The following is a 25796-nucleotide window of genomic DNA, read 5'->3' on the forward strand; positions in this document are numbered from 1 at the left end:
CAAAAGCCGCGTTAAGTACGGCCTGGCGGGGTCGCATCGTCGGCCTGGCCGCCCATACCCGTCCCCATGCCACCACCACCTCCTCCTCCGCCACCACCGCCACCGCCACCGCCTCCCTGCTGACCACCACCCCTGCCTCGTCCGCCAGTGCTGGCCGGTCGGGTCGGGCCCTGCATGGGGATCTGCAGGTCAGCCGGAATAGCGGACAGATCGAGCGCCTGGCGAATGAAATTGCGCAGCGACACCACGAGGTCATGGGTATGGATCTGATTGCCGTCCACGAGGTCACGCGCCGCCTTTTCGGCCAGCCGAACATGCTCGTCAGTGCCCAGCAGGATTATGTCGGATAGCGCCGCTTCCACCGCGTCGCGCATCTGGCGAACGCGTTCGAACATCTCGTCGCTCATGGTGCGCGGCACGACCGCCTCCCCGCCCTGCTCGGCCGCCAACTTTTCAGCCGCTCGGATGTCGCGCAGGTGGCGCGGCTCGACCGAGAGCCTTCCGGTAAACGAGCCGCCCAGCACCTTGTACGCAGCCATCAAGGTCTTGAGGCGCTCGTTGATCTGTCGGTTTTGGCGCTGCTGGCGCTGCTGGATCGTGGTCATCATCACCAGCCGAATCCCGATGCCTACCAGCGCGAACAGCGCGATGCCGACCAGGGTGGTTAAGACACTCTCCCAAGAACTGAAATCGAAACTGCGCAAACTATTCTCCTGCAGCTGGCGCCAGAGTGCCATGCTAGGTGGATTGGTGCAAAGCGAGATGGGGATCGTCTTCTCGCGAGGTTATTACCCTTGCGGTTGCTAGCCAATTTCCCCTGGAACCAAAAACCGGGCGCTGATTCTTGCTCGCAGCGTCGTCGGTGTTCCCTTGGTCGCGAACCAATCTCGTAAGGATATCGCCAACGCGGTTGGCCCGGCCATTCAATCCATTCGGATCAAGCGCGGGCAATAGCTTCAGAGAGGGGGCCACTCGGTGCTGGGAGGGGTGCCTTCCTTTAGTGCAAGGGAAGATCCGCTTTTAGCATCGGGCGTCTGAAAAGCGGTCAGTCCGCAAGCCACCCCAGGAAGACGTTCCGGGGCGCCGAACCAGAACGGCTGCTTTCGGGATCAACGCGTCCTTCGCCTATGCCAAGCCACAGCAGCCGAACCGCTTCAACGGTGCCTATCGTGGCGCCTGGTATGCCGCTCTGGATGTCGCCACCTGCATCAGCGAGGTCGGATATCACCTGAACAACATGCTGGCAGACGCGGGGGATTTCAACGCCACCGTGGAGTACGCGGAGATGTTTTGCAGCCTTGCCGGCGAGTTCCTGGACCTTCGGCAGGCACCCGACCATCCTGCGCTCGATCCGGACACGGCGAGGGCCTACCCGGTCGGCAACGCCATCGCGGAGCGCGCCCGGGCCACTGGCCTCAACGGCATTATCTACCCATCCGTACGGCACCCGGGTGGTACCTGCATTGTCGCCCTGCGCCCGGCCGCCGTTCAGTCCGTTCGCCAGGGCGCCGTCTACCGCATGATTTGGAAGGGCGATCCAGCACCGCTGATCGAAGGGCCGCTGTGATCGCTTCGACCCTGATCAGATGGATGGCTGGACGGAGGCAGGGCAGGGGCGCGTTGCTGCCCGGCAGCAATCGACCCCATTTCGGGCGTTCAAGGTTGCAATTGGCGAGCTCAAAAGCAGACCAAGACCGTGGAAGCAGCAAGTGTATTAGGGCACCTGCCTCCCAATGGGTGCACCGCTGATGAAGCAGCCGCGCGATATCTTTAGCCGAGTGCGAGCTTGTACTTTTTCACAAGCCAGTTCATTGAAATACCAAAATGGCAGCAAAAACACTCCATCAATTTTGAGATGCAGGAGGTGATCATGCTGGGTCGCTGTCTATGGCTCGCCGCAGCCGCGTTGCTATTGGCGCAGCCCGCACTACCTCAGGAGGACGCGATAGCTACAACCGTGCCCGAAGTAGATGCATTTCTTACCTTCTGCTGGCAAACCGATGCGGATCCGAGTGCGTTAGCCGCTATAGCACAGCATAGGAGATTGAAACCACAAACGGGAGCCTTCGCTGCTCTGGTCGAAGACGAGGACACGGTAGAGGCAACAGCTTGGCTGCTCAACGAAACAATCGCGATTACGGCGTCTACTTTCACGATCGCTGAGGCTCGCCTGCGCATCAACAAATGCGCTGTAAGTGGAGGTGATTATCTTTATGCAGACGTAGAGAAGATGTTAGCTGAATTAAAATCTAAAGCACCGCCCGACAAGAACCTTGATACCGGCACCATGGATCTTTGTAGTGCTGTTAATTCTTGTGTGTGGAAGGGGAACGACTTGTTCGATGTGATTTTTGTTGGGGAAAGCCAGGAATTTTATCCCTCACACCTTTTCCTAGTTGATCTGCCGGAGCACATCCCCGGTGTGGAGAAGCCCTGAAGCTAAAATGATAGGCAGCAAATTCACGGCAGCAGGCCGCAACTGGTCTCTATGCATCCTTTATTTGCCCGTTCAGCAAAAACGGTATGACGCAGCCGGCTACCTCTTGTGACCTAATCTAAGGGGTCAGAGGCCCAAGGAATTTATAGACGGCAGGCTCACAGTTGATGGCAAAAGGCCCCTCGCGAGGCTGCCAAAGGACGCATAAGCAAACGTTGGGTGATGAGTTCAAAATGCTCTATCGAGCCCCTCCTGGACTGCAGGCGCCGGCCGGATCGTCCGCTTCCAATCCCCACCTACCCAGAAGCCGGCAGGCAGCAACCCACCCCCAGGAAGACGTTCCGGGGCGCCGAACCAGAACGGCTGCTTTCGGGAGCTTGATCGGACTGGCTGAACGGCCGGAATCGGGCGCGTTGCCGCCTGGCAACAACCGACCCCAACTAAGACGTACCACATGTGCCCCTTGGTCCCTGAAAGCCGCCGATGATCTCCGTGCTGTTTTTGGCGTCGACATATTGAGCTAACGCCTTTGATACGGTCGAGTAAATCAACGGAACAGTAGATTGTCGGCGCGGGGCGAAGTTCACAACTACAAGCGAGCGCAATCGGCACACGCGCCGGCAATGCAGATCGCCCGCCTTCAAGTGCCACCGAGCGTTGCCATCGCCCGTTTCTGCGCCGCAATGCGGAATGGGGCGTTGACGGCGCCATAGCCGCGATAGCTGCCCCGGCGTTGCACGATCTCGAAAAAGAAGCCTTCCCCGATATTGCGCGAATAAAGCTGGAAGAATTCCCCGTCTGCATCGCGGTCGTAAAGAATATTGCTGGCGCGCAAGCGATCAAGCACGGCCTGCTCGATCCCCAGTCTCGCCCGCAGATCCTCATAGTAATTGGGAGAAATTTCCAGCGTCGCCATGCCGTTGGCCCGCAGCGCATCGGCGGCGGCGAAGATGTCGTGCGTGGCGAAAGCCAGGTGCTGGATGCTCGAGCCGAAGGTTTCGGCGATGAAGCGGCCAGCGAGAGTGCGGTGGCTTTCTGCCCCGTTCAGCGTCAGCCGCAACGAGCCGCTGTCATTTTCGATGACCTGGCTTCGCACCAGGCCCGAGGGATCCACCACATCCACCATCGGGCTCTTGTCGGTCACGAAGATGGACCGATAAAACAGGATCCAGGTCAGCATCTCCTCGTAGTTCATGGTTTGCGCCAGGTGGTCGATGCGCACGAGGCCGGCGCCCTCCAGCGGGTCGGGATCGCTCACAGTCTCAAATTCGATGTCCCAGACCTGACCAAGCCGGCTCCTCGTGTCGAGAAAATAGATCACCCCACCCCCAACGCCGCGAATGGCGGGAATGCTGAGCTGGTCGGGTCCCGCTTGCTGGTTGAACAATTGGGCGTCCAGAGCCCGGGCGCGTTCGACCGTCGCGGCAGCGTCATCGACGAGGAGGCCAATGGCATAGGCCGAGGTGCCGTGGGTCTGGTAGGCGGAATGGGCAAGGCCCTCGCGTTCGGTGTTGATGATGATGTTGATCTCGCCCTGGGTGAAGCGCTCGACGGCCTTGGCCCGGTGCCGGCCAGTGAGGCGGAAGCCAAGTTGGCGCAGATAACCGGCCAGCACGCCCGCTTCGGTTTCGTCGGCGGCAAACTCCACGAAAGCGACGCCCTTGACGTCGACGCGCGGCGGCAGTGTGGGCACGGCGATGGCGATATCGGGCTCGGCCTGGCGGACCTGATCCATCAGGTAAACCAGCGAGCGATGGCCATCGAGCGCGATGGTGCGCGGCGAGCCGGAGCGGAACTGGTCGTTGAAGATCTCGAGGGAAATGGGGCCGTCATAGCCCGTGGCGGCGACGGCGCGCATGAACTCGGTGACCGGCAGATCGCCTTCGCCGGGCATGTTGCGGAAGTGGCGGCTCCAATACAGCAGGTCCATGTCGATCAGAGGGGCATCGGCCAGTTGCACGATGAAGATTTTGTCGCCGGGAATGGAGCGGATGGAATTGGGGTCGAGCTTGCGCGAGAGCGTGTGGAAGCTATCGAGGATGATGCCCAGATTGGGGTGATCGGCGCGGCGCACGATTTCCCAGGCATCGCGATGATCGTTGACATGGCGGCCCCAGGCTAGTGCCTCGTAGCCGATGCGCAAGCCCCGGCGCCCGGCCCGCTCGCCCAATTCCCGCAGATCGGCGGCAGCGCGGTCGATGCCGCCCAGCGAAAGGGGGGAAACGCTGGAGCAGACGAGGATCAGGTCGGTTCCGAGCTGCTCCATGAGGTCGAACTTGCGCTCGGCCCGGTCAAAGGCTTGGCTGCGCTGCGGCTCGGGCAAGCCTTCAAAGTCTCGGAACGGCTGGAAGAGGGTGATGCTGAGGCCAAGATCGGCCACCATCGCCGCCACATCGCGCGGGGAATGGTCATAAGCGAGGAAATCGTTCTCGAAAATCTCGACCCCGGCGAAGCCGGCGGCGGCAATCGCCTCGAGTTTTTCGCGCAGATCGCCGCTGATCGACACGGTTGCAATCGAGGTCTTCATGGCCGTTCTCCCCATTTTAATGGGAGAGTACGAACTAGTTAGTACATTTGCAATGCAGGTTCGAATGGTGGCCGAAGCGGTGGCGATGCTGATGGCTCAGGGGAGCTTGTCGGGCCTCGTGACGAAGCGCAGCACCATCTCAACGGCCTGCTGGCGCAGCGAGGCCTGGGCGGCGGGGCTGCCCACATCCTTGCCGAAGATCTTGGAGAACGTGGCGCGGTTGGACACGTTGAAAAAGCACAAGGCGCTGATCTGCCAGTGGACTTCGAGCGGGTCGAGCCCGGGACGGAACACGCCGTCCGCCAGGCCCTTGGCATAGATGGCTTCGATATTGCCGATGGCGGTGACGTTGAGTTCGCGGATCACGCCGGAGCGCTCGAGGAACTCGCCATGATGAATGTTCTCGATCATCACCATGCGGATAAATTCCTCATGCTGATGGTGATGGTCAAAGGTGAATTCCACCAGGCGCTTGAGCGCATCGAGCGGGGGCAGGCCCGCCACGTCGAGTTGGGCTTCGCCCTCGCGCACCTGGCGATAGGCGTTCTCGAGGGCGCTGAGATAGAGCCCTTCCTTGCTGCCGAAATAATAATAGATCATGCGCTTGGAGGAGCGCGTCTTGGCCGCGATCTCGTCAATGCGGGCGCCGGAAAGCCCGTTGAGGGCAAATTCCTGCGCCGCCACTTCAATGATGTTCTGCCGGGTGCCCTCGGGATCCTGCGCGCGGGTTGGCGCGGCCCGGGCGCGGGTCTTGGTGGTTTCGAGCCGGGTACTCATATCAGCAACACCTTCCTCCGGCGCCGTAATTGACTAAACTAACCGGTTCGTACATTCTGCCGCAAATCGCTCAACAGCATTTATCGGCTGGCCGGCGTGAAACACAAGGCCACTCCCAGTTGCAGCGGCAAGTGGCGGGCGGGGAGACGGGTTTTGCACATCGCCATTAATCCGGCACAGCCGTTGGCCCGCCTGGTGCTAAACGGGGAACTCCCCGCGCGCAACGGCATCACCATCGGCCTCGTGGGTCGCGGCATTGGCGGGTCCCTGTCGCCGCTAATGCACGAGCGCGAAGGGCAAAGGCTGGGGCTCGATTACCGCTACCACCTGATCGATTTCGACCAACTTGGGCTGACTGACGCACAATTGCCGGAAATCCTCGCCGAAGCGCGGAAGTTGGGCTTTGCCGGCCTCAACGTCACCTATCCGTTCAAGCAGGCCGTGCTGCCGCTGCTTGATGACCTGGCGCCCGATGCTGCTGCGATCGGCGCGGTCAACACGGTGGTGCTGGGTGATCGAACGGTGGGTCACAACACCGATTGCTGGGGCTTTGCCGAAAGCTTCCGGCGCAATCTTCCTTCGGCCGCACGCCAGCGGGTGCTTCAGCTCGGCTCCGGCGGGGCGGGGGCCGCGGTGTCGCAGGCACTGCTGCAATGCGGGGTCGAGCGGCTCGATATCTACGACACCGATGCCACGCGGGCGCAGGCGACCGTGAGCCGCTTGCGTGAGCGGCTTGGCGCCGATGTCCATGCCGTCAGCGATGTGGCAGAGGTCGCGGGGCGGGTGGATGGGATTGTCAACGCCACCCCGGTGGGCATGACCAAGCTGCCCGGCATGCCGATCGATCCGGCCTTGATCTTGCCGCGCCATTGGATCGCCGATGTGGTGTATTTCCCGCTGCAGACCGAGTTGATCCGGCATGCCTATTCGCAGGGTTGCGCGGTGATGCCTGGTGGCGGCATGGCGGTTTACCAGGCGGTGCGGGCTTTTGCGCTGTTTAGCGGATGCCAGCCCGACCCGCAGGCCATGGCGGACAGCTTCAACGCTGCCATTGCCGGCTAGATCCGGCCGGTCGAAAGCACATAATCGACGCCGCTCCGGATATGGGTCGCGAGCTTGGCGACAATGGCGTCGGCGTTGCGCTCCATTGCGAGCTCGAACAGCGCCTTATGGTCGCTCATCACATCAGCGCCGCGAAAGCTTGCCGCCAGCATATGGTAGCGAATGAAGCGGTCAAACACGGAGGCATGCAGCGCCAGCAGCGTCTGGGAGCCGCAGGCCGAGATCAGCGCATTGTGGAAGGTGAAGTCATAGCGCACCCATTGGGCAGTTCGCTCGATCTCCCCGCGCAGCAACTGCGCCTCGATCACCGAAAGCTTGTGATGAGCGGCGACGACGCGGCCCTCCCAATCGAGATCGCCGCTGGCCAGCGAGAGGCGGATGGCGTGGCTTTCGAGCAGGAGGCGCAGGTCGGCCACCTCGAGTAAATTTTCGGCTGAAGCGGGCGCCACCTCAAAGCCGCGCTGCCCCTCGGCGACGATGAGACTTTCGCTGGCAAGGCGGTTGAGGATTTCGCGCAGCGTGCTGACGCTGGCGCCATATTGCGCCTTGAGGGTGTCGAGCTTGAGCTTGCGGCCAGGGGGGAGCGTGCCGGCGATGATGTCGCCGCGAATTCGACGGAACGCGAGGTCTGCTACGCCTTCATCCAATTGCTGCCCTTCGTCTGCCACGTCGTCTCCCGCGTTGTTCTAGCCTTATGATCATCATACAAAAACAAAAATCAATGACAAACACAATTTAACCGGCTAGCCTCGAATGCATCAGAAGCCGCATTGACATGAACGAACTGTTTCGTACATTGTGCAGCGAGGACGAACAAACGACGGTGGCAAGCCGTGCGTCCGTTACGCCTGATAGCGGGCGACCACATGGGAGGATGACTATGCGTTTTGGATTTACGCGTCGCGCAGTGGTGCTCGGCGGCCTGTTGTTGGCAGCGGCCATGCCGGTGGCAGCCCAGGAGAGCAAGCCTGTGCTCCGGTTTTCGGCAGTGTTCACCGAACAGGACATTCGCGCCGAAATGATGAGCCGCTTGAGCGAGGGTATCGCCGAGATCGCGACTATCGAGCCCTATTTCGGGGGCAATCTGTTCAAGCAGGGCACCGAACTGGTGGCCTTGCAGCGCGGCAATCTGGAAATGGGCAATATCGCGCCCCAGGATATCTCCAACCAGATTCCGGCCTGGTCGGTGTTGACCTCGGCCTATCTGTTCCGCGACGCCGATCACCTGCGCACCTTCTTTGACAGCGACGTCGGTGCCGAGTTCAAGCAGATGGCGGAAGACCAGCTTGGCATCCGCATCCTTGGGCCGACCTATTTCGGCGCCCGCCAGGTTGGTTTGATCACCGACAAGAAGATCAATACGCCAGCAGACATGGCCGGCGTGAAGCTGCGCATGCCCGGTGGCGATGCCTGGCAGTTCCTCGGCACCTCCATTGGCGCCAATCCAACGCCGATGGCCTATGCCGAAGTTTATACCGGTCTGCAGACCGGGGCCATCGACGGCCAGGACAATCCGCTGCCCAATGTCGAGAACATGAAGTTCTACGAAGTCATGAAGCAGATCGTGCTGACCTCGCATCTGGTGGGCTTTGACCTGCTGGTGATCAGCAAGGCGAGCTGGGACGCGATGACGCCCGAGCAGCAGGCTGCCTTTGACGCCGCCGCCAAGGACGCCATCGACTTCAGCCAAAAGGAGCATCTGGCGCGCGAAGCCGAGCTCGTCGAGCGCTTCAAGACGGCCGGACTTGACGTCTATGAGCCGGACCTCGAAGCCTTCCGCACCTTTGCCCAGCAAAAATACCTGGAATCGGATCTGGCCAAGGATTGGCCCGAAGGCGTGGTCGACCGCATCAACGCGCTCTAGCCGCACACTTCACGACGGCGGCACTCCCAAGGGGTGCCGCCCTAGCATCCATGTCTGGCCAGCCGCTGCGGCTGCGCACCGGGAGTTGCGCCATGCCTTCTTCTTTCTCCAGCATCGGCCGGTGGCTGCATGCGCGCGCCGAAAACCTGCTGGCGGCCATGCTGGCCACCATGTTCGTGGTCTTCATCATCCAGATCGTCTTTCGCTACCTACTTAACCTGCCCATCGGCTGGACGCATGAAATCAGTGTCGTGATGTGGCTGTGGATGGTTCTGTTCGGCACCGCCTTCGTGGTGCGCGACGACGAGGATATCCGCTTCGACATCTTTTACGGCGCGGCCCGTGGCAAGGTGAAGCGGGCGATGGTGCTGGTGTCCTCGCTCACCCTCGTTGTGCTGTTCACCCTCTCGCTGCCGGCGGTGGTCGATTACATCGCTTTCATGAAGGTCGAGAAGACGGCCTATCTCAAGATCCGCTTCGATTATCTCTATTCCATCTACGGCATTTTTGCCGTGGCGATGATCGTGCGCCAGCTCCACCTCGCCTGGCAGGCGGCCTGGGGCCGGAGCGCGGACGATTTCGACTACACCAAGGTGAGTTCGGGCATATGACCATTTCCCTGGCATTCGGCTTGTCGCTGGGGCTGTTGACGGTCCTGGCCTTTCTCGGCCTGCCCATGGGGCTGGCGATGATCTGTGGCTCGATCCTTTATCTGCTGATGAAAGGGCAGGACCCCGGCATCGTCGCCGAGCAGTTTCTCAACGGCATGTACTCCAACTACATCATGCTTGCTGTGCCGCTGTTCATCCTGGCGGCCGAGATCATGAATTCAGGCACCTTGTCCGAGCGGCTGCTGAAATGGTGCGACGCGCTGGTCGGCCGGTTCCGTGGCGGCCTGGCGCAGGTCAATGTGCTGCAATCCATCGTGTTTGCCGGCATGTCCGGCTCGGCCGTGGCGGACGCTGCCGGCTCGGGCAAGATGATGCAGTACATGATGACCAAGGACAACAAATACACCCCGTCCTATGCCGCCGCGCTCACCGCCGTCACGGCCGTGATCGGCCCCATCATCCCGCCCTCCATTCCGATGGTGCTGTACGCGCTGGTGGCCGATACCTCGATTGGCTACCTGTTTCTGGGCGGCGTGGTCCCTGGCCTTCTCATGGCCGGTTTCATGATGGTGCTGATTGCCGTCACGGCACGGGTCAAGAATTTCCCCATCGAGCCGCCGGTGCCGGTGCGCCAGCTGCCGCGCATGACCTGGCAGGCTTTGCCCGTCCTCTTCATGCCGGTCGTGCTGATGTATGGCATCTATGGGGGCATCACGACGCCAACCGAAGCGGCCGCTGTTGCCGCAGCCTATGCGCTGCTGGTGTCGGTGCTGATCTACCGGGCGGTGAAGTCCAAGGACCTTTACCAATCGGTGCTGGTTAGCGCCAAGACCACGGCCTCGATCGGCATGCTGATCGCGGGGGCGCTGGTGTTCAACTATGTCGTCACCATCGAAAACATCCCGCGCACGATCAGCACCATCCTGCTGTCGTGGGATCTGAACGCGGTGACCTTCCTCATCATCGTCAACCTGATCCTGCTGGTGCTGGGCTGCGTGCTGGAAGGCACGACGATCCTCCTCGTCATCGTGCCGGTGCTGATCCCGACGGCGCAAGCGCTGGGCATCGACATGGTGCATTTCGGCGTCGTTGCCGTGGTCAACATCATGCTCGGGCTCATCACCCCGCCTTACGGGATGTTGTTGTTCATCATGACGCGCATTTCGGGCTCACCGATGCGGGCGATCATCGGCGATGTCATGCCGTTTTTGTGGACGCTGATCGGCGCGCTGATCCTCTTTACCTTCGTGCCCGACACCGTGCTCTGGCTGCCCAGGATGTTTGGCTATGGAGCCGTGCAATGAAGCCCATCTATGTTCTAAACGGCCCCAATCTGAACCGGCTGGGCAAGCGCGAACCGGCGATCTATGGCACGACGACCCTCGCGGAAGTGGAGCAGATCTGCCGCAGCGCCGCGGGCGAGCGTCCGGTCGTCTTTGGGCAAACCAACAGCGAAGAACAGCTGATTGACTGGGTGCATGAGGCGATTGACGAGGGGGCAGGGATCCTCATCAATCCTGCGGCCTTCACTTTCACCTCCATTGCCCTGCTCGATGCGCTCAAGATGTTCGAGGGGCCGGTGATCGAGTTCCACATCTCCAATGTGCACCGGCGCGAGCCGATCTATCACCGCTCCTATGTGTCCATGCGGGCCGACGCGGTGCTGGCCGGCCTGGGGGCCTCCGGCTACGCCACGGGCGTCGCGGCCCTGCTCAATATGATTGAAAGCCGGAGCTAGCGGCGAGCGGCGCCAGCCTTGGCGCCGGGTGGGAGGGAAAGCATGGGATTTGTGCGCAACGGCGAGGTGGTGCTGCGGTATTCGGTGCAGGGGCGCGCCGATGCGCCAGTCCTCGCCCTGGTCAATTCGCTCGGTACCGATGCGCGCATCTGGGACGGCGTGATCGAGAGGCTCGTGCCGCACTATCGCCTCCTGAGCTATGACAAGCGCGGCCATGGCCTCAGCGATGCGCCCCCGGGTCCCTACGCCCTTGCCGATCACCTGTCCGACCTTGCGGCGGTGCTCGATCATCTGGGGGTGGAGCGGCTCGCCTTGGCAGGGGTTTCGGTGGGCGGTTTGATCGCCCAGGGCTTTGCGCTTGCGCAACCCCAGCGGCTCAGCGCCCTGATCCTGTGCGACACCGCGGCGCGGATTGGCAATGACGCGCTGTGGAGCGAGCGCATCGCCGCCGTCGAGAATGGTGGCATGGCGGCGCTGGCAGACCTGCTGGTGGAGCGCTGGTTTTCACCGGGCTATCGGGCCGCTGAGGCGGACGCCGTCACCGGTTGGCGCAACATGCTGCTGCGCACCCCCGCCATTGGTTATGCCGGCACCTGCGCCACGCTGCGCGACACCGACCTGACCGAAGCCATTGCCGCTATTGGGCTGCCCACGCTGGTAGTGGCCGGCGATGCCGATCTCGCCACGCCGCCCGAGCTGGTGCAGGCGACCGCGGAGCGCATCCCCGGTACGCAGTTCAAGATCATGCCCGGGGTCGGGCATATCCCATCCATCGAGCAGCCCGGACTCTTGGCCGGGTTGATCGCCACTTTCCTCAGCGAGGCCGGTTATGGCAACAAGCCCAAGCTTTGAACGCGGCATGGCGACCCGTCGCGCCGTGCTCGGCGACAACCATGTCGACAAGGCGAACGCGCGCAAGACCGCGTTCGACGACGATTTCCAGACCTTTATCACCGAAGGCGCTTGGGGCTCGGTATGGTCGCGGCCGGGATTGAGCAAGCGCGAGCGCTCCATGCTGACCATCGCGCTCTTGGCGGCGCTGGGCCACGACGAGGAAGTGGCGATGCATGTGCGCGCCAGCGTCAACACGGGCACCTCACCCGACGACATCAAGGAAGCCCTGTTGCATGTTGCCGTTTATGCGGGCGTTCCGGCCGCCAACCGGGCCTTCCGGATTGCCAAGGAAGAGCTGGCCAAGCGCGATGAGGTGAGCCAATGAGTGCGATCATGCTGCCCGGCGCCGACGGCGCCCTCTATCAGCGCGACCACAGCTGGCACCCGCCGGCCAACACCCCCGGCTACAAGAGCACGACCTTTCGCGCGCCGCGCCAGCCCCTGTTGGCGCTGGGCGCGACGGCGAGCGAGCTGACCGGCCCCACCTTTGGTCATTCGATGCTGGGCCCGCTCGATAATGATCTGATCCGCAACTACAGCCAGGATGGCACCGAGGCAATCGGCCAGCGCATGATCGTTTATGGCCAGGTGCTGGATGAAAACGCCCGCCCCGTGCCCAATACGCTGGTGGAATTTTGGCAGGCCAATGCCGGCGGGCGCTATCGCCACAAAAAGGAAGGCTATCTGGCCGCGATCGACCCCAATTTCGGTGGCTGTGGGCGGGCCATCACCGATGAGAACGGGTTTTATTCCGTCCGCACGGTCAAACCCGGGGCTTATCCCTGGCCCAACGGCGCCAATGACTGGCGCCCCGCCCATATCCATTTTTCGGTATTCGGGCACGCCTTTGCTCAGCGGCTGATCACCCAGATGTATTTCGAAGGCGATCCAATGATCTGGCAATGCCCGATTGTGGGCACCGTGCCCGACAAGGCTGGCATTGAGCAACTGATCGCCCGGCTGGATCGCCACAACACCACGCCCATGGACGCGCTCGCCTATCGCTTTGACATCGTGCTGCGCGGACGCCGCTCGACCATGTTCGAAAACAAGCTGGAGGGGAACTGATGTTGCACCCTGTTCCAACCCTGCGCGAAACGCCCTCGCAAACGGCCGGGCCTTATGTGCATATCGGCATGACGCCGAACTTTGCCGAAATCCACGGCATCTATGACGCCGATCCGGGCCTGGCCATGCTGACGCCCCACACGGTGGGCGAGCGCATCGAGATCGTTGGCCACATCGTCGATGGCGCGGGCTCACCGGTTGGCGATGCCGTGGTGGAAATCTGGCAGGCCGATGCGAGCGGCGCCTTCGCGGCGCCCATGGGGCCCAACAGCAATTCGGCCCCCCCTTTTACCGGCTGGGGCCGCCAGCCCGTCAATGCCGAGGGTGTTTTTACCTTCGAGACGATCAAGCCTGGTCCCGTAGCAGGGCCGGACGGCAAGCCGATGGCGCCGCATGTAAGCCTTTGGATCGTGGCGCGCGGCATCAATATCGGGCTGCAGACGCGGCTTTATTTCGCCGATGAAGCGGAAGCCAATGCGGCCGATTTCGTGCTCAACAGGATTCCCGATCCGCGCCGCCGGCAGACGCTGATTGCCCGGCGCGAGGAGGGCATGGTGCCGCGCTATGTGCTCGACATTTACCTGCAGGGTGACAAAGAAACAGTGTTTTTTGACATCTGAGCGGGGGAGTGACGGCTATGAACACCTTGCTCGCAGCCCTCGCCGGCGACGCCGAAGTCGCCAGCCTACTCTCCGATGACGCCCAGATCACGGCCATGCTGGCGGTGGAAAAGGCGCTGGCCGAGGCGAGCGCCGAGTGCGGCTGGATCAGCGAAGATGCGGCGGCCGCAGTGGCTGCCGGCATCAACGACTTTGTGCCCGATTGGCAAGCTCTGGCGGCCGGAATGGCGCAGGATGGCGTTGTGGTGCCCGCGCTGGTGCGGCGATTGCGGGGGCTGGTCGCCGAGCCGCATCGCGCGGCCGTGCACAAGGGCGCGACCAGCCAGGACATCATCGATACCGCCCTGATGCTGCAGCTCGCCGAGGTGTTTGATCTTTATGAGGAGCGGCTGAGCGCCCTGCTGGGGCAGCTCGACCGGCTGGCGGAAACGGCTGGCGAGCGGGAGCTGATGGCCCATACCCGCATGCAGGTGGCACTGCCGACCAGTTGGGGCGCCAAGCTCGCGAGTTGGCGCGAGCCCCTGCAGCGCTATTTGCGCCTGCTGCTGTCCATGCGCCGTACCCTGCTCGTGGTGCAACTGGGCGGGCCGGTGGGGGATCGCGGCAGTTTTGCCGGGCAAGGCGACGCCATTGCTGCAGCCCTCGCGCTGCGGCTTGATCTGGGACTCGCTGCCCCTTGGCAGGCCACGCGCGACCCCATCGTGGCGCTTGGCAATCTCCTGGCGATGATCAGCGGCAGTCTGGGCAAGATCGGCGCGGATATCGCCTTGTTGGCGCAAAATGAGGTGGCAGCAGTGCAGCTGCACGGCGGGGGCGGCTCGTCGGCCATGGCGCACAAGTCCAACCCGGTCAATGCCGAGGTGCTGGTGGCGCTGGCCCGCGCCAATGCGGGCCTGGCCGGCACGCTGCAACAGGCCATGGTGCATGAATATGAGCGCTCGGGCGCAGCCTGGACCCTCGAATGGCTGACTTTGCCGCCCATGCTACTCAACACCGGCGCCAGCCTGCGGCTGGGTCTGGAGGTGCTCGATCAGGTGGAACTGCGCTAGCGCAGCATACATTGCAATTCGCGTGGACGCGCCGCATGGCGGGCAGATACCTGGTCAGATCCTCGGCGCTGCTCCGCAGATCATGGGCCTCGCAGAAGATGATCCGCGCGTTAACTCCAATGGCGGTGCCATCGCCTTCGGGGCACCCGCTAGGCATGAGCGGGCCCGCATCACCGGCACCGCAGCGCTGGAGTTGTCACTTACTGGTAAGCGCCGCGCGCTCGTCACCATGTGCATCGGGGTAGGGCAGGGCATTTCAGTCGGATTTGAGGGTGTCTAACCGTGAGCAGGTGAAAAGAACACCGCATCAAGCAACGCAGGTTGGCAACACGTCTTTAGCTAGAGAAGCCATCGACGTCTGCTTTGGACCAGAGCTGCTTGAATGCGGACTGGCAGCATTCCACCCCCAGGAAGACGTTCCGGGGCGCCGAACCAGAACGGCTGCTTTCGGGAGCTTGATTGGACTGGCTGAACGGCCTCTGTGGATGGCTCCCGCATTGCAAGAGGTAATTCGACATTTTGGCGCGTTGTTCGGGTGCAGTCTTCTGTCCGGCCTGTTGATGCAGCCATAGAGACTGCTGGCCCTGATGGGGTCGGCGAACAGGGTCCCAATCTGGAATTCAGGCTATCATGCCTCGGTCGTTCGACGGGTTGTCCCTGTTTCCGGCCTGACCGGTTTCGCCATCACATCGCTTCGCTCTCACAACCTCATGGAGCCGGTTGGTCGGCTCGAACTGGATCTTGCTTCAAGATTCAATCTCTTCCTGGTTTTACGCTGCAAGACCGGGGGCATGGCGAGCCTGGTAGACCTCGCCGCGGGCCATGACCGCCCAGACCACGCGGGCCATTTTGTTGGCCATTGCCACGCTGGCATCACGCGCCGGCTTTCGGGCAAGCAACGCCAGGAGGTAGGGATCCGCGGCCTCTGGCTTGTGCTTGGTTCGGCGGACCAGAGAGGTCGCGCCGATCACCAGGAGCTTTCTCAGATACCGGTTACCCATCTTGGTGATGCGGCCAAGCCGGTCTTTGCCGCCACTCGAGTTCTGCGAGGGTGTCAGTCCCAGCCAGGCGGCAAACTCTCGACCGGAGCGGAACTGTCCTGGATCGGCAACCGATGCCGCGAGCGCTGTGGCACCAACCGGCTTGATGCCAGGAATGGTGGATAGTCGCCGCGCCACTTCGTCTGTTCTCTGCAGGGCAATGACCGCGCGGTCGATCGCCTGCAAACGGACATGGGTGTCCAGTACCTGACCACACAGGAGATCAAGAATCTGCATCGCTATCGCGGGCACTTCTGGTTTGGCTTCCCTGGTCGCGATCTGGCTCGCCAGCTTAAGCGCCCGCTCCAGGCCTTCTGGGATGTTGATGCCGAACTCGGCCAGGAGGCCGCGGATCATGTTCACCAGTTGTGTGCGCTGCTTGACCAGAAGGTCGCGTACCCGATGCAACGACAGTGCTGCCTGCTGATCGGTCGACTTCATCGCCACAAAACGCATGGTGGGGCGGGTCACGGCTTCGCAAATCGCTTCGGCGTCCACCGCATCGTTCTTGCTGCGCTTCACATAGGGCTTCACGTAGGCCGGCGGCATTATGCGCACTTCATGGCCCAGCTTTGTCAACTCGCGAGCCCAATGGTGGGATGTGCCGCACGCCTCAATGCCGATCAGACAGGGCGGCAACTTGGTGAAGAACGGCAGCACCTGCGATCGCCGCAGTGTTTTGCGGACAACAACGTCTCCGGATACGTCGACGGCATGAACTTGAATGGCCAGATCAAGGCCCACGGTGGTAATCTGCATGGCGGATGGCTCCTTTGCTCGGGTTGCCTGATAGCAAACCCACTTTGGCACTCAGATGCCGGGAGCGGGAGCCATCCACCTCATCTGGAATGGGGCGGAGGCTGTGTGAGAACTCGCGGCGGCGTCTGGCCTGAGCGTGATGCGATGGCATCAGCGGGACCGCTTCATCCCCTTAACGCTTGGAGGACTGGCACGACGCCGACGACAGCGATGGCGCGCTTGATGTTGTAGGCCAGGATTGCCAGGCTAGCTTCGGTGGCGACGTTCTTGAGCCCCCGCGTTCGGAAGTGGGTGGCACCCATCCAGCCCTTGATGGTGCCGAAGACGTGCTCGACAGTACAGCGGCGGACCGCCATTGCCTCGGGCATCGCTTCGAACCTGCGCTCCATCTCGTCGAGCACCGCCTCATGCTCCCATCGCCGGATGCGCTTCTCCTTGCCGGCCGTGCACAGGGGACGCGAGCGGCATGCGCTACAGGCCTTCTGGTTGAAGTAGGCCCTGATGAGCTTGCCGCCCTCCACTCGGGCGAAGCGCTTCTGCAACTGCTGGCCGGCGGGGCACCGATAGGTGTCGGTCTCGGGCTCATGCACGAACATGGCCTTGCCCCAAAAACCTCGCGCCTGAGCCGGTGAGGTATTGGGCTTGGGCACCATCGGGATGATACCCGCTTCGGCGCAGGAGCGGATCTGCTCGCCTTCATAGTATCCACGATCGGCAAGGGCGATCATTCCCGGAGCGCCGGTCTCTGCCTGTGCGGCCTTTGCCATCTCCAGCAGGTGCGATCTGTCATGGCTCCCGGTTCGTCACCGCATTGGCGACGACGATATGGTGCTTGGTATCGAGTGCCGCCTGGACGTTGTAGCCAACGACGCCGCGATGGTCGCTTCCGGTCGCCATGGCCCGCGCGTCCGGATCGGTAAGGGAGATCTGCTCCTCGGGAGCGGCTTGCAGTTGGCGGCCGATCTCCTCGAGTTCCCCAAGTCGCCCGCGCAGCGACGCCAGCCGTTCGGTCAGGTGCTCGATGCGCGGCGTAGCCGGGCCGGTCTCCGCACTGTCGGCTTCCTCAAGCTCGGCGAGATAGCGCGCGATGCTCTCCTCGACATGGGCTTTGCGCCGCGCCAGCTTGCCCTTGGTGTAGTTCTTCTCGTGCGTGTTCACTGCCCGCAAGCGTGAGCCATCGATTGCGACCATAACGCCGCCGACCAGATCAAGAGCGCGGCAGATGGCAACAAAGCGCTGACATGCGATCTGGATCGCGCCGGCATTGTCGCGGCGGAAATCGGCAATGGTCTTGAAGTCCGGTACCAGCTTGCCGATCAGCCACATCAGCTCGATATTGCGGCCAGCCTCGCGCTCGAGTTTCCGGCTCGAGGTCAACTGATGCAGATAGCCATAGACATAGAGCTTGAGCATGGTGCCGGGGGCGTAGCCGGGTCTGCCAGTCGCTGCCGGCTGCACGCGGGCAAAGCCGAGTTCGGCAAGATCGAGTTCATCGACAAAGGCGTCGATGATGCGGACCGGGTTGTCAGGGTCAACATAGTCTTCAAGACAGGCCGGCAAAAAGCTCGCCTGGTCACAGTCAACAGCTTCAACGAAACGTCCCATATGGCACCCCCGAAGCAGTGCCAGATTATAGCATCATCAGGGGTTTTCACACAGCCTCGGGCGCAATGCTGTCGGCCATCTACGTGGCTTGGGCGCAACGATAGCCTAGGCTGGCAGGGTCCTCTATGTCAGCCATGACCTCTTCCAGCCGCGAGAAGCCGATCCCGGTGCCTGCTTCGCGAACCTCGCCATGGGCCGTGCTGCTGAAGACCGCCTGCTCCGTGAAGGTCATGAGGGTCTTGCCGTCTCCACCTTCAAACTCGACCGTGACCAGCGACGACGAGATGGGCGCACCATCCGCTCGCATAACGTAGGCGTAGATGATGCGCTGGCGAGGGTGAACCTCAAGGAAGTGAGCAAGCATGGTCTGCTCGATACCGTCGGGCGTGCGCCAAGCCAGGACCTCCTGCCCATCAACCCGGAAATCAAACCGGTCCTCAATCACGTGCCAGTCAGGGTGGCAGGCGGTCCAGCGGCGCTTCAAATCATGTTCGGACCAGAAGCGGAACGCGTGCGCGGGTGTACCCGGTAGTTCTCGCTTGATGACGAACGATCTGTGGTGAATGGAAGCACTCATCAGTGATCCTCCTTCTCGGGAATCTCCGACATCAAGCTGGCAAGGCGATCGAACGCAGCGTTCATTTCGCGCTGTCGCTCATCGAGCCAATCGGCCAACACAGCAAAGGCTTCCTGACGTATCCGGTAGGTTCGTGTGCGCCCCTCCTTCTGGCTGATGACGATCCCTCCGTCTTCCAGCGCTTTGAGGTGCTTGAGGACTGCCGGCAGCTGAACGTTGGCCGGTGCGGCCAGCTCGGTCACCGTTGCCGGCCCCTCACACAGGCGCTGCACAAAGCTGCGGCGGTGCCGGTCGGCCATGAGCTGGAACACCCGGTCAAGGCCGTCCTGGTTCGTCATGACAGTGGCTCCAGGAACTGCCGCGGCATGGCCTCTCGGTAAGGAAAGAACTCGAAGTAGGGCTGCGCCTCGGACAGCACGCGTTCAACGGAAGGTCGTGCGAGAAGACGCTCAAGGTAGCCCTGCAACTGTGGGCTATCGGTTCCGGCGGGATGGACGATCGTCGAGAAGAACAGGGCTGGCAATGCCGAGCAGTCCGCCATGGTGAAGGTTTGACCAGCAATCCACGGCGCCTTATGGAGCTGTCCTTCGATCATCCTGTAGGCCGTATCGAGTGTGGTCCGCGCTTCCACGACGCCATAAGGGTCTGCCGCACCCTCGGGGCGTATGCGATCCCCGACGATCTTCTGCATGGGCACGCTGACATAAAGGTCAAAGAAACGATCCCACAGACGCACGTCCAGCTGACGCTCCGCGTCGTTCGGGATCAGTTGCACAGGGCCAGGATAGTGGCTCTGCAGGTATTCGATCATGATGCTGGTTTCGGCGACTACGCGGCCGGTCTTGCTGTCATAGAGAACCGGGATCTTGCCAACCGGCCAGCGTTCAAGGAGCGCTGCCGCAGAGCCCGGGCTTGAGAAGTCAACGAGGCTGGCCTGGAAGGGCGTGTCGTTCTCATACAGGGCGATGAGCACCTTATGGCAAAAGGAAGCCAGGGGATGCAGGTACAGGGTGAGGCTCATGGTATGACTCTCAGTTTCCTTGCGCGGAAACTATTAGTACGCTGTCGCAACTAAGGCAACCCACTTCCGGAGGAGTAGAGTGTGTGTAGCAATCGATGAAGGCGCCGGTCGCATTGCACTCCGCGCGGTGGTTTCCAGGTCCGCTCTCGGGTACGCGCTGGCGCAGCGTGAACGGCCGACATGGGGCGCAGAGCCGATGGGCAGCTTTCGGCAGCATCAAACCGGAGGCTCAACGGCGCCGATCGTGGCGCCTGGTATGCTGCTCTGGATGTCGCCACCTGCATCAGCGAAGTCGGACGTCACCTGACCAACATGCTGGCAGATGCGGGGGATTGCCACGCCAGGGTTTGAGTACGCGGAGATGTTCTGTAGCCTTGCCGGCGAGTTCCTTGACCTTAGGCAGGTACCCGACCATCCTTCGCTCGATCCGGACACGGCGGGGGCCTACCCGGTCGGCAACGCCATTGCGGAGCGCGCCCGGGCCACTGGCCTCAACGGCATTATCTACCCATCCGTACGGCACCCGGGTGGTACCTGCATTGTCGCCTTGCGGCCGGCTGCCGTTCAGTCCGTTCGCCAGGGGGCCGTCTACCGCATGATTTGGAAGGGCGATCCAGCACCGCTGATCGAAGGGCCGCTGTGATCGCTTCGACCCTGATCAGATGGATGGTTGGACGGAGGCAGGGCAGGGCAGGGGCGCGTTGCCGCCCGGCAGCAATCGACCCCCCCCAAGGAGGCCGTTCAGCTATAAACCGCTTTCAAGCCGTCCCAGGCCTCCTTACTTTTAGCCGAAATCGGACATCCAACGCGGGATACCATGAACCTCAAACACATTGTGCTGTCCGGGTGTTCGGGTGGCGGGAAGTCGACCCTCCTCGCAGAGTTGGAGCGAAGGGGATTTTCCGTCGTACCTGAACCTGGTCGCCGGATCGTGGAGGAGGAGCAACGCAGTGAAGGGCTTGCCATACCCTGGGTCGACCTTGCCGCCTTCGCCAAACGGGCAATTGACCTCGCGTCCGAGGACCGGAGACGCATGGTAGACGAGGCGAGCTGGGTCTTCTTTGACCGGGGTCTGGTGGACGCGGCAGTGGCGCTTGAGCATGCGACAGGAAGCCCAGCGCGGACCTTGCTGGCCTCCTACGACCGCTACCATCAAAGCGTTTTTCTAACGCCTCCTTGGCCAGAGATCTATGTGACTGACACGGAGCGACAACACGATCTAACCGAAGCGACTTCAGAGTACGACCGCCTACTGACCGCGTACCGCGAGCTTGGATACGACACGGTCATCTTGCCAAAGGTCGGGGTCGGAGATCGAGCGGATTTCATCCTCCGGCATCTCAGCTAACGACCCCTTTGCGGTCGTAAATTCGCTTAGCCGCACTTCCCGAACCCGAACCTGGCCAGACGGCAAGACGCTGATTTGCGCCGAGTCTTACAACGGCAAATTGACCGCATTCGACATTGCACCCGACGGGACTCTGTCCAATCAGAGGCTGTGGGCGCATATCGAGGGACAGGGCGGCGACGGCATCTGCGTCGATGCGGAAGGCGCAATCTGGGCAAGTTCTGGAAAGCGCTGCGTCCGCATCATAGAAGGCGGCGCCGTGCTCGATACCGTCTATCTGGACCGGATGGCATTTGCCTGCATGTTGGGCGGAGTCGACGGTAAAACGCTTTTTATCGCAGCTAACGAATGGACCGGCAAAATCGACCCAACTGGAACAACCGGTCGGCTTTACTCGACGCAGGTTCAAGTTCCCCATGCCGGCTTCCCCCGCAATGGGTGATGGCGGAAGTTGATCGCGCTTAGTGATATGCTATTTGGCAGCAACCTGTCTGAGCATAAGGGGCATCTTTGCTGGGCCGAAAGCAGGCATCTTAAACCTCCGGCTTGATCATCCCGACCCTTAGGTCTTTGGCTGAGTAGATAGCCTTCCCGTCCACCAAAACCTGTCCATCGGCCTGCCCTAGTGTCAGTGCACCCCGCCGGGCTCGCTTGATGCTGACTTCGTACCTAACCAGGTTGGATGAGGGGGTGATGTCGCCACTAAAGCGCACTTCACCAACGCCAATAGCCCGCCCCTTGCCGGGCGCACCCGACCAGCCCAGCCAATAGCCGACGATCTGCCACATGGCGTCCAAACCAAGGCATCCAGGCATGACCGGATCATTTACGAAGTGGCAGTTGAAGAACCAAAGGCTTGGAGTGATATCGAGCTCAGCGACAACGTAGCCGTTCCCATATGAACCCCCATCCATGCTGATTTCGGTGATCCGGTCCATCATCAGCATCGGAGGAGCGGGAAGCTGGGCGTTGCCAGGACCGAAATATCCCCCGTTGGCCGAGGCGATCAGGTCAGGCTTGGAGTACGACGACTGCGGTGTGTGGAACGCGTGTGGACTTTGCACCCTTCAATACTCCAGTCAGCTATGTGTCTGCCGCGAGGCTGTTTCAGTTCCACCAGAATTAACCCGCTCCTGTTGAGACCGCCACTCCCTTGAAGCGCCACGGCGCTAACGCATCTGCCTACTGCAAATTGGCACTCGATAGCGGACCGGCAGAAAACCACCCCATTTTAGTCCTGTGAATGCCGACAGCATTCAGTTTAGGTGCGACGCCCGCGTAAGTGAAGTTGGAACGTGCTTCGTTGCGTCACCGACACGCGATCCGGAAGGCAGCGTTGCCCTCAACATTGCTGCGTCTTCGCTGGGTGTGAGGTTGAAAAGCCGGCGATAGTCGCGGTTGAACTGAGAAATGCTCTCATACCCCACATCATAGGCGACTGCCGAAATCATGCTGGCGCCCGATAGCCCACGGCGAGCTTCCTGCAGGCGAACGCGTTTTTGAAACTGCACCGGGGTCATTGATGTGACCGCTTTGAAGTGCCGGTGGAAGCTTGGAACACTCATGTTCGCCCGTGCTGCAAGATCAGGGATGGCCAGCGCTGAAGCGTAGTTGTCTCTGATCCATGCGGTGGTGCGCCCAATACGCGCCGCATGGCCGTTAGCAAAGGCCAGCTGGCTCAGCATGGGGCCATGCTCGCTGTGCAGCAGTCGCCATGCAATTTCTTTGACGATCAGGGGCGCCATGACAGGCATGTCATAAGGACGATCAATCAGCAACAGCAGCCGAACGAGCGGATCGATCAGGTCCTGATCCAGTGCATATTTGCCCGCAACCTTGATGTCCGGAGCAGTTGGACGTGGGCCGGGCTGTTCGCGCAAGAGCTCGGCAACTAAGGATGGATCAAAATCCAGATGGATAGCCAGGTAAGGTGCCGAGGGGCTTGCTTCCACTATTCGTGAGGTCACTGGAACATCGGCAGCACACAACAAGGATTCGCCCGCGGCATAGCGGAACGGCACTTCACCCACCATCAGTTCTTTGATGCCCCGCGCCACCAGGCCGAAGGACGGCTGGTACATCGAGTGTGCGACTTGCGTCGGCAAGTCGGTTCGCCCGACCTTTAGACCAGGGACAGGCGTCACATAATCATATCGGGCGTAGCGCTCAATGACGCTAAGCAGGTCGGAAAACTGCGGTTCGATCATTGGCAGATCCTTTAGTGCAAGCCAAACAACCGGCTCGACTTCGCTCTCCAGAACACCACCCAATGCAAGCAAGCGCTACGCATATTCTATCACGGACACGCCTTTTGATATCAAACGAGTTCGCGGCGCGAACCTGGGGTCATGGTTGAGAGCCGCAGGCAAGTCCCTGATAGGATCTGCATAGGGTCGGAGGCCGACCCTTCTCTATCCTTTGAGCAACAGCGCTGAGCGGCGCCTGTTCATCCCACCTCATCCCAGGATAAATGCCATGCGCATGCGCAAGTTTGGAAGCAGCGGTCTTTTTGTATCGGAGCTGTCATTGGGTGCCATGACCTTTGGTGGCACAGAGGGGATCTGGGGGCAGGTCGGTAAACTGGGTCAAGAAGAGGCGGATCTCCTGGTCAAGGCCGCTCTTGATGTGAGCATCAATCTCTTCGACACCGCCAATATCTATGCCAATGGTCGCAGCGAGGAGATCCTCGGGCAATCGTTCAGGAACCTGGGCGTGGCTCGAGAAGACGTGGTGATCGCCACCAAGGTGCACGGCGCCATGGGCAAAGGTCCAAACCGCCGAGGCGCCTCTCGCAGCCACATCCTGAGCGAGGTCCGCGCCAGCTTGAGGCGCCTGCAAGTCGAGCACATCGATCTTTATCAACTTCATGGGTTCGACCCGAACACGCCGATGGAAGAAACCCTGGAGGCGCTTGACACGCTCGTTCGAGCTGGAGATGTCCGCTACATCGGTCTGTCAAACTGGGCGGCGTGGCAGATAATGAAAGCGATCGGCATCACCGCACAGCGCCACCTTGCGCCGATCACCTCCTTACAAGCCTACTATACTCTGGTCGGACGAGAGCTCGAGCGTGAGATCGTGCCGATGCTGACCTCCGAGAAGATTGGCCTGATGGTGTGGAGCCCTTTGGCTGGAGGCTACCTCAGCGGCAAATACTCTGCTGGCGGCCACAGCACTGGCGGCCGCCAGACCGAGCTCAATTTTCCACCCATCAATCGGGATCGGGGCGAGCCGTTGATCGAGGTGCTGAAGGCCGTGGGTGCCAAGCATGGGCGCCAGCCGGCGCAGATCGCTATCGCCTGGCTCTTGCGGCAGCCTGTAGTCTCAACCGTCCTGATCGGAGCCAAGCGGACTGGCCAATTGCAGGAAAACGTCGCGGCCACCGAGATCACGCTGGATGATGACGATATGACCCAGCTGGAGTCGGTTAGTCGGTTGCCGATCGAGTACCCCGGCTGGTCACTCGGCGGCTAGCTTCTCCGAAGAATTGGAGTGGCAGGTTCCACCCGTGTTCGGGCTGCAAGCTGCCATTCCGCTACCCACCCCGGTGACGACAGGCACCTGCCACCCCATTCCTGACCCACAACACGGCGTAGCGACATCCCGAAAGCGGCCGTTGGCATGGTGCGCGCGCACTGTCGAACCTGGAAGAAGTTGCTCAGCCGACGAAAGTGGTGATCGCCAACCAGCCAGCATAAGCGAATGCGACGATGATGCTGGAAACGATCACGAGCTAGGCGATGGACACCAGGGTGCCGATCACCACCCAAAGACCATCCCGCTCTATCAGGCCGAACACCTGGATACAGATCGCAATAGGGGAAGCATATTCCCCAGTGGGATGGGCAGAACAGAATAATGCCGAGCAGCAAGGCAAGCGCGCCGACCAGATACTCGGCTGGTGATCTCGCGAGCATCGTCAAGCGCGGACGCATCAGCTTTTCTGCTGTCTGGAGCCAGGGTCCAACCTTGGTCACGACCTGCCGACCGCGGCAGTCCCTTAGCGTCACAAGTTGTGCACGGTGCGGCGATCACCCATGTGTGGCTTTGGGCGAGGAATGGAAGGGGCCGACTGATCCCGTCAACTTCGAGGACTGCACCCCGCCACCCCGGCACCGGTGAAATCGTCACGATCTTGACTTTGGTCAGCGCCGCAGGGGGTGAGGGCATTAGAATGATCTCAGGCTCCGAGGTGCGGGGCTTCCAAGGAGATCACGATGCGCCAAAACTCTGAGATCCAACCCCGGTACACTGACGGCATCCAGGCAGACGCTTTCCGCCATGCGATCCAGCAACGGGTAGTAAAGACGGGACTTCTTGCAGGGCTTACCCTCCCCATGATGTTTGGAATGTCAGGGGCCGCCTTCGCCGCCAAGCTGGAGGTCGGCACTCTGGCCTGCACGGCCGGATCCAGCGGCGGCCTCATCGTAATGACCGAGCAACCGCTGGACTGCGTATTCCAGCCGGCCGACGGCGGTGACGCCCAGCAATATGTTGGCGAGGTCCGTAAGTTCGGACTGGACGTTGGCGTGACGGGCGGGACCCAGATCCAGTGGCTTGTTCTCGCAGACGAGTCCGACTGGGATCCTTCGGCGCTTGGCGGTAACTATCTCGGTGTGTCAGCCGATGCGTCCCTGGGCATCGGTGCGGGCGTCAATGTCCTGCTCGGTGGCACCAACGGCTCCATCGTGCTGCAGCCGGTCAGCGTCCAGGAAGAAGTCGGCCTCGATATCGCCGTCGGCATCACCGACCTACAGTTGACCCCGGCATAACTGTACCCGACGGCGCTAAAGGGGGGG

Annotated in this window: 27 protein-coding genes and 2 pseudogenes; 18 read left to right on the plus strand and 11 right to left on the minus strand. The window is 61.5% G+C overall.

Going from position 1 to position 25796, the window contains the following annotated elements; all coding sequences use genetic code 11:
- Positions 1-11: 11 nt before the first annotated feature.
- Positions 12-704, minus strand: a complete 693-nt coding sequence (locus tag ELX51_RS01820; protein ID WP_206524681.1) for a hypothetical protein — start codon at positions 702-704, stop codon at positions 12-14.
- Between the two features lie 404 nt (positions 705-1108).
- Here ELX51_RS01820 and ELX51_RS01825 point away from each other — a divergent pair, with 404 nt between their 5' ends.
- Complete coding sequence (locus tag ELX51_RS01825) at positions 1109-1567, plus strand: RES family NAD+ phosphorylase (RefSeq protein ID WP_127751907.1); 459 nt, start codon at positions 1109-1111, stop codon at positions 1565-1567.
- A 219-nt stretch (positions 1568-1786) separates the two neighbouring features.
- Complete coding sequence (locus tag ELX51_RS01830) at positions 1787-2437, plus strand: hypothetical protein (RefSeq protein WP_127751908.1); 651 nt, start codon at positions 1787-1789, stop codon at positions 2435-2437.
- A 640-nt stretch (positions 2438-3077) separates the two neighbouring features.
- On the opposite strand, the gene ELX51_RS01835 is transcribed toward ELX51_RS01830, so the two are convergent.
- Together ELX51_RS01835 and ELX51_RS01840 are read right to left on the minus strand one after the other, a co-directional pair.
- Positions 3078-4964: a sugar phosphate isomerase/epimerase and 4-hydroxyphenylpyruvate domain-containing protein gene (locus tag ELX51_RS01835; RefSeq protein ID WP_127751909.1), complete on the minus strand. Its 1887-nt coding sequence runs from the start codon at positions 4962-4964 to the stop codon at positions 3078-3080.
- A gap of 96 nt (positions 4965-5060) precedes the next feature.
- Positions 5061-5741 (minus strand): TetR/AcrR family transcriptional regulator, encoded by a 681-nt coding sequence (locus ELX51_RS01840; RefSeq protein WP_127751910.1) that lies wholly within the window; start codon positions 5739-5741, stop codon positions 5061-5063.
- 153 nt (positions 5742-5894) lie between these two features.
- On the opposite strand from ELX51_RS01840, the gene ELX51_RS01845 reads away from it, so the two are divergent.
- On the plus strand, positions 5895-6803 hold the full coding sequence (locus tag ELX51_RS01845) for a shikimate dehydrogenase (protein ID WP_248305220.1): 909 nt from the start codon (positions 5895-5897) through the stop codon (positions 6801-6803).
- On the opposite strand, the gene ELX51_RS01850 is transcribed toward ELX51_RS01845, so the two are convergent.
- On the minus strand, positions 6800-7471 hold the full coding sequence (locus tag ELX51_RS01850) for a GntR family transcriptional regulator (RefSeq protein ID WP_127751911.1): 672 nt from the start codon (positions 7469-7471) through the stop codon (positions 6800-6802). The genes ELX51_RS01845 and ELX51_RS01850 overlap by 4 nt on opposite strands.
- Before the next feature lie 212 nt (positions 7472-7683).
- Between ELX51_RS01850 and dctP the strand changes: the two genes are divergently transcribed.
- From dctP to ELX51_RS01900, 10 genes and pseudogenes are all read left to right on the plus strand, one after another.
- Positions 7684-8667 carry a TRAP transporter substrate-binding protein DctP gene (gene dctP, locus ELX51_RS01855; RefSeq protein WP_127751912.1) on the plus strand — a complete coding sequence of 328 codons (984 nt, stop codon included), beginning with the start codon at positions 7684-7686 and terminating at the stop codon, positions 8665-8667.
- A gap of 92 nt (positions 8668-8759) precedes the next feature.
- Positions 8760-9278, plus strand: a complete 519-nt coding sequence (locus ELX51_RS01860) for a TRAP transporter small permease subunit (RefSeq protein WP_127751913.1) — start codon at positions 8760-8762, stop codon at positions 9276-9278.
- Positions 9275-10582 (plus strand): TRAP transporter large permease, encoded by a 1308-nt coding sequence (locus tag ELX51_RS01865; protein ID WP_127751914.1) that lies wholly within the window; start codon positions 9275-9277, stop codon positions 10580-10582. Before ELX51_RS01860 ends, ELX51_RS01865 begins: the two co-directional genes overlap by 4 nt.
- Positions 10579-11016, plus strand: coding sequence for a type II 3-dehydroquinate dehydratase (locus tag ELX51_RS01870; protein WP_127751915.1), 438 nt, complete (start codon positions 10579-10581; stop codon positions 11014-11016). The genes ELX51_RS01865 and ELX51_RS01870 overlap by 4 nt, the downstream gene beginning before the upstream one ends.
- A gap of 42 nt (positions 11017-11058) precedes the next feature.
- Positions 11059-11868 (plus strand): 3-oxoadipate enol-lactonase, encoded by an 810-nt coding sequence (pcaD, locus tag ELX51_RS01875; protein WP_127751916.1) that lies wholly within the window; start codon positions 11059-11061, stop codon positions 11866-11868.
- Entirely contained in the window at positions 11846-12235 is a 390-nt protein-coding gene (gene pcaC, locus ELX51_RS01880) for a 4-carboxymuconolactone decarboxylase (protein WP_127751917.1), read from the plus strand. The genes pcaD and pcaC overlap by 23 nt, the downstream gene beginning before the upstream one ends.
- Positions 12232-12978, plus strand: a complete 747-nt coding sequence (gene pcaH, locus ELX51_RS01885) for a protocatechuate 3,4-dioxygenase subunit beta (RefSeq protein WP_127751918.1) — start codon at positions 12232-12234, stop codon at positions 12976-12978. Before pcaC ends, pcaH begins: the two co-directional genes overlap by 4 nt.
- Entirely contained in the window at positions 12978-13598 is a 621-nt protein-coding gene (gene pcaG / locus ELX51_RS01890; protein ID WP_127751919.1) for a protocatechuate 3,4-dioxygenase subunit alpha, read from the plus strand. Before pcaH ends, pcaG begins: the two co-directional genes overlap by 1 nt.
- 17 nt (positions 13599-13615) lie before the next feature.
- Positions 13616-14647 carry a 3-carboxy-cis,cis-muconate cycloisomerase gene (locus ELX51_RS01895; RefSeq protein ID WP_127751920.1) on the plus strand — a complete coding sequence of 344 codons (1032 nt, stop codon included), beginning with the start codon at positions 13616-13618 and terminating at the stop codon, positions 14645-14647.
- A 76-nt stretch (positions 14648-14723) separates the two neighbouring features.
- A pseudogene (locus ELX51_RS01900) lies at positions 14724-14927 on the plus strand (3-oxoadipyl-CoA thiolase); the annotation flags it as partial.
- Positions 14928-15417: 490 nt separating this feature from the next.
- Here ELX51_RS01900 and ELX51_RS01905 read toward each other — a convergent pair.
- The 5 genes and pseudogenes from ELX51_RS01905 to ELX51_RS01925 all read right to left on the minus strand — a co-directional run bounded on the left by ELX51_RS01905 (position 15418) and on the right by ELX51_RS01925 (position 19649).
- Positions 15418-16446, minus strand: coding sequence for an IS110 family transposase (locus ELX51_RS01905; RefSeq protein WP_127751681.1), 1029 nt, complete (start codon positions 16444-16446; stop codon positions 15418-15420).
- Between the two features lie 164 nt (positions 16447-16610).
- A pseudogene (locus tag ELX51_RS01910) lies at positions 16611-18051 on the minus strand (IS1182 family transposase).
- A gap of 79 nt (positions 18052-18130) precedes the next feature.
- Entirely contained in the window at positions 18131-18628 is a 498-nt protein-coding gene (locus tag ELX51_RS01915) for an SRPBCC domain-containing protein (protein WP_127751921.1), read from the minus strand.
- Positions 18628-18966: a metalloregulator ArsR/SmtB family transcription factor gene (locus ELX51_RS01920; RefSeq protein WP_127751922.1), complete on the minus strand. Its 339-nt coding sequence runs from the start codon at positions 18964-18966 to the stop codon at positions 18628-18630. The genes ELX51_RS01915 and ELX51_RS01920 overlap by 1 nt, the downstream gene beginning before the upstream one ends.
- Positions 18963-19649, minus strand: a complete 687-nt coding sequence (locus ELX51_RS01925) for a glutathione S-transferase family protein (protein ID WP_127751923.1) — start codon at positions 19647-19649, stop codon at positions 18963-18965. Before ELX51_RS01925 ends, ELX51_RS01920 begins: the two co-directional genes overlap by 4 nt.
- A gap of 361 nt (positions 19650-20010) precedes the next feature.
- On the opposite strand from ELX51_RS01925, the gene ELX51_RS20395 reads away from it, so the two are divergent.
- From ELX51_RS20395 to ELX51_RS01940, 3 genes are all read left to right on the plus strand, one after another.
- A complete protein-coding gene (locus ELX51_RS20395) occupies positions 20011-20292 on the plus strand; it encodes an RES family NAD+ phosphorylase (RefSeq protein ID WP_206524683.1) in 282 nt (93 codons plus the stop codon).
- A gap of 174 nt (positions 20293-20466) precedes the next feature.
- Positions 20467-20997 (plus strand): AAA family ATPase, encoded by a 531-nt coding sequence (locus ELX51_RS01935; RefSeq protein WP_127751924.1) that lies wholly within the window; start codon positions 20467-20469, stop codon positions 20995-20997.
- Positions 20921-21439, plus strand: a complete 519-nt coding sequence (locus tag ELX51_RS01940) for an SMP-30/gluconolactonase/LRE family protein (protein WP_127751925.1) — start codon at positions 20921-20923, stop codon at positions 21437-21439. The genes ELX51_RS01935 and ELX51_RS01940 overlap by 77 nt, the downstream gene beginning before the upstream one ends.
- 91 nt (positions 21440-21530) lie before the next feature.
- Here ELX51_RS01940 and fabA read toward each other — a convergent pair whose 3' ends face one another.
- Both fabA and ELX51_RS01950 read right to left on the minus strand, forming a co-directional pair.
- Positions 21531-22061 (minus strand): bifunctional 3-hydroxydecanoyl-ACP dehydratase/trans-2-decenoyl-ACP isomerase, encoded by a 531-nt coding sequence (fabA, locus tag ELX51_RS01945; protein WP_127751926.1) that lies wholly within the window; start codon positions 22059-22061, stop codon positions 21531-21533.
- Between the two features lie 192 nt (positions 22062-22253).
- Positions 22254-23204 carry an AraC family transcriptional regulator gene (locus ELX51_RS01950; RefSeq protein ID WP_127751927.1) on the minus strand — a complete coding sequence of 317 codons (951 nt, stop codon included), beginning with the start codon at positions 23202-23204 and terminating at the stop codon, positions 22254-22256.
- A 268-nt stretch (positions 23205-23472) separates the two neighbouring features.
- Here ELX51_RS01950 and ELX51_RS01955 point away from each other — a divergent pair, with 268 nt between their 5' ends.
- Together ELX51_RS01955 and ELX51_RS01965 are read left to right on the plus strand one after the other, a co-directional pair.
- On the plus strand, positions 23473-24471 hold the full coding sequence (locus ELX51_RS01955; protein WP_127751928.1) for an aldo/keto reductase: 999 nt from the start codon (positions 23473-23475) through the stop codon (positions 24469-24471).
- 743 nt (positions 24472-25214) lie between these two features.
- Positions 25215-25769, plus strand: coding sequence for a DUF992 domain-containing protein (locus tag ELX51_RS01965; protein ID WP_127751930.1), 555 nt, complete (start codon positions 25215-25217; stop codon positions 25767-25769).
- Positions 25770-25796: the final 27 nt, after the last annotated feature.

The organism is Devosia sp. 1566, assembly GCF_004005995.1.
In the GTDB taxonomy this organism is placed as follows: domain Bacteria; phylum Pseudomonadota; class Alphaproteobacteria; order Rhizobiales; family Devosiaceae; genus Devosia.